This window comes from Vreelandella rituensis (assembly GCF_003336665.1).
Lineage (GTDB): Bacteria > Pseudomonadota > Gammaproteobacteria > Pseudomonadales > Halomonadaceae > Vreelandella > Vreelandella rituensis.
In genome coordinates, this window is sequence record NZ_QPIJ01000148.1 from 1 (window position 1) to 1,227 (window position 1,227).

General features: G+C 57.8%; 1 protein-coding gene and 1 pseudogene. Both read left to right on the plus strand.

Translation table 11 applies throughout. The features are described from left to right. Positions 1 to 773 (plus strand): MFS transporter (locus DU506_RS21185; RefSeq protein WP_114488791.1); only part of this gene is annotated, 773 nt, incomplete at its 5' end. A gap of 231 nt (positions 774 to 1,004) precedes the next feature. Then, positions 1,005 to 1,112, plus strand: a pseudogene (locus DU506_RS21190) (helix-turn-helix domain-containing protein); the annotation flags it as partial. Positions 1,113 to 1,227: the final 115 nt, after the last annotated feature.

Genomic DNA, 1,227 nt, shown 5'->3' on the forward strand with positions numbered 1-1,227 from the left:
GCTACCTTTCCACCACCGGCGCGACGGTCGCCTACCTGGCGATTGTGGCCATCATCATCTATCAGGTGGTGCAGATCCTGAGGGTCAACATTCCGATTCTGAAAAAAGGTGTGCCGGAGGATGACAAGTACCCCTTCAGCAGCGTGGCTGCGCTCAACAGCACCTACTTCGCCAACTTCGGCGCCGAGCTTGCGGTGGTCTCGATGCTGCCGATGTTCTTCGAGGAAACCTGGGGATTGAATGCCGCGATGGCCGGGCTGATCGCGGCCTCGTTTGCCTTCGTCAACCTGGTCGCGCGCCCCATGGGCGGCATGGTGTCGGATCGCATGGGCAACCGGCGCTTCGTCATGCTCAGCTACATGTTCGGCATCGGCATCGGCTTTGTGATGATGGGCATGCTCAACTCGAGCTGGCCGCTGATCGTGGCGGTGGCCATCACCATTTTCACCTCCTTCTTCGTGCAGGGCGCGGAAGGCGCGACCTTCGGCATCCTGCCGTCGATCAAGCGCCGCATCACCGGGCAGATCTCGGGCATGGCCGGCGCCTACGGCAACGTGGGGGCGGTGGTCTACCTGACCATCTACACCTTCGTCACGCCCACCCAGTTCTTCTACATCATCGCTTGCGGCGCCTTCCTCAGCTGGTTGATCTGCTTTCTCTGGCTCAAGGAACCGGAAGGTGGCTTTGCCGAAGAATACTACGTCTCTTCCGTCGACCGTATGCTCGAGGAACAGCAAACCGCCAAGCCCCAAGTGAAGCCGCAAAAAGGCTGATCATTCTCAGCCCAGACGATGGCCGGTAACCGGCCATCGTCCTTTTCAGTTTTTGCAGGAGATCTCATGGCTTCCCAGCGTTTCAAACAGACTTCAGTACTCATCGCCAATACCTTCGCCTTTACCACTCAGCGCGTAAAGCATCGCCCAGTCCTCGGGCGGTGATATAAGCGCGCACCGCGCAGCGGTGCTTGTATTGATATTGCCCCTACCCCCTGATATTTTCCCAGTATGACAAAACGTGCCTACAAAGAACGTTTCTACCCCACTCCTGAACAGGCTGTGCTGTTGGCACAGTCGTTCGGCTGTACACGTTTTGTGTGGAACAACACCGTGCGACATGAAGTCGCTTTACCGACTGTGGCTGAGACTGCCACCTGTTCTCCCATGAACAGTACCCTAGGTGGATGTGCGGAGCTGGCAACGGCTCGGTATGAAGCTCCACTGACAACGT